This window comes from Streptosporangium sp. NPDC003464, from assembly GCF_053588315.1.
The window spans coordinates 1-1,982 of sequence record NZ_JBSFPS010000526.1 but is presented as its reverse complement, the minus strand read 5'-3'; the positions used below and the strand labels follow the sequence as shown (position 1 = coordinate 1,982).

4 protein-coding genes are annotated in these 1,982 nt (G+C 68.9%); 2 read left to right on the top strand and 2 right to left on the bottom strand.

Going from position 1 to position 1,982, the window contains the following annotated elements; genetic code table 11:
• Nucleotides 1-259 (bottom strand): hypothetical protein (locus ACWDS7_RS48175; protein WP_451934783.1); only part of this gene is annotated, 259 nt, incomplete at its 3' end.
• Nucleotides 260-442: 183 nt separating this feature from the next.
• On the opposite strand from ACWDS7_RS48175, the gene ACWDS7_RS48170 reads away from it, so the two are divergent.
• Entirely contained in the window at nt 443-811 is a 369-nt protein-coding gene (locus ACWDS7_RS48170) for a pyrophosphatase (protein WP_451934782.1), read from the top strand.
• 198 nt (nt 812-1,009) lie between these two features.
• The gene (locus ACWDS7_RS48165) at nt 1,010-1,150 is read left to right on the top strand and encodes a hypothetical protein (RefSeq protein WP_451934781.1); all 141 of its coding nucleotides are present in this window, start codon (nt 1,010-1,012) and stop codon (nt 1,148-1,150) included.
• 359 nt (nt 1,151-1,509) lie between these two features.
• On the opposite strand, the gene ACWDS7_RS48160 is transcribed toward ACWDS7_RS48165, so the two are convergent.
• A complete protein-coding gene (locus tag ACWDS7_RS48160) occupies nt 1,510-1,818 on the bottom strand; it encodes a hypothetical protein (RefSeq protein ID WP_451934780.1) in 309 nt (102 codons plus the stop codon).
• Nucleotides 1,819-1,982: the final 164 nt, after the last annotated feature.

Genomic DNA, 1,982 nt, shown 5'->3' with positions numbered 1-1,982 from the left:
ACGGCCTCCGGGCCGCAAGCGGCTCGATGACCGCCTGGCGTCGCAGGGCATCCTGTCCATGCTGCACACCGGCATCGCCCGGGAACACCTCCCCCAGAACTCGGGTACGGCCCGGCACGACCTGCCGTTCGATCCGCTGCACCCATCCGGTCCAATCGAGCTCCGGGCCGTGCCCGGGATGGCGGGCATCGGCGCGCACGGCCCGCAGGGCTGGCGTGTCGATGTAGGCGGTGACCGCGCCGAGCACCAGCCGCCGCAACTCCCCGGTCCAGCCCCTCCACCTCCCACTGCACCGGATGCCCGAGGTCGTAGCCGCGGTGCCGGGCCCAAGCCGGCCACCGCGGATCGCCAGGTCCGTCAGTGTCGCAGCGGTGCGTGCACCGGCAATGCCGAGACGAGATCGCGTCCGGAAGTTGTCAGAGCCGCCTTCTACACTCCCGGCATGGATCTGAGGCAGCTCACCGAAGCGGTCGAAGCGGTGTCGAGCACCTATGCCCGCAAGCACGGGATCATCCGAGACGACACGTGGTTCCTGCTGAAGCTTCAGGAGGAAGTCGGCGAGTTGACCCAGATGTTCCTCATGCGCTCCGGGCAGGCCAGGGACAAGGGGCACTCTGCCGATGAGCTGGAATTAGGCTTCCGATCCGAACTCGCCGATGTCTTGTCTCAGGTCCTGCTCATGGCACGGCATCACGGAGTCGACCTGGAGGCGGAGGTCGAGCGGAAATGGATGCCGTGGCATCCTGACCGGCTCTCCCCCCAGAACGGGAGCCGAGCGGCCGACGCGGTGCTCAGCGAAGACGCGGTGTAAGGCGGCGGCCAGGGGGAAGCCGCCGCCATGGGTCACACAGCAGGGGCGCATCACCGAGATGAGCGGCGATCGAGGCCGCCTGATCGATGAGCTCGCCACGGTTTCACCGCCGCCGCCGCCCGCCACGCGGGCGCCGACCTGCTCCAGATCGGGCGCGCGGACGGCTGGAAGAACGGCTTCAAAGCCCTGCACGGCTACATGAACGAAGCCAACCGCTGGAACACCTCCCCCTCTCCCCCTCGACGACCTGCTGTAGGGCAGACGGCGTCGCACGGCGCGTCGTCCTTCGTCGACCACGGCGACGGCCGTACTCGGGTGCGGGTGCGGCGCCCCCTCTGAAGCAGGGCATCTCAAGGTTAGAGAGCTGCTGGGCTTCTCGGCGCTGCCCGCCAAAGCGCTGATCGCGCGCGGGGAACGGCCGGGCCCAGGCGGCCCCGCGTCCCTGGTGCCGCACGCCCGGTCAGGCCCCTCCGTCGTCCGTCGTCCGTCGCCCCTCGTTATGACCGCGAGCACAATCCCCGGGAGGATACGGGCGCGGCCGTCCCGCCGGTCCGCTGCCCGTCCCGAGGGCATCGCGGCGGCCTCCAGTCGGATGCGCTCGCGAAATGCCCGCAATTTGGCGGTCAGGCCGCCACCTTGCGGACACCTCATAAGACAGGCGTACCGCGACAGCTACCACCTGTCGTCCCTCCACGACATCACGCCCACAAACACAGTAATCTCTGCACCGATCCTCCCCGGATGCCGGTGGAGATCTTCTCGGAGAAGATCCCGGCGACCCCGGCGTCGGCGAGCGAGTCGAGTTGGGAGTCGAGGGACTGCCGGGCGGTGGATGCGCGTGCGTACCCCAGGCAGGCATGCCCGACGGGTTCGGCGCCGGCGTTCCTCGGCCGGGGCAACTCGGCCCAGACGGAGCCGGGCTTGCGGAAAGCGGGGCTCGGCACGTTGAGTGCCTTGGTGAGTTGGGGCACAAGGCGGAAGCGGGCGGTGTGGTACTGGATGGCCACTTTGCCCTTGCCGGTGCAGCATAGGCCCCAGCTCGCTGGGAGGGCTGAGTCAGCGAGAGGCCAGGAGGGCTAGTACTACAGCCTGATTTCGTGATGCTTGAGCCAGCGTCGCCAGTAGTGGCTGCTGCGGGCACGGGTTTGGTGTTCACGGCGGTGGGTGGACC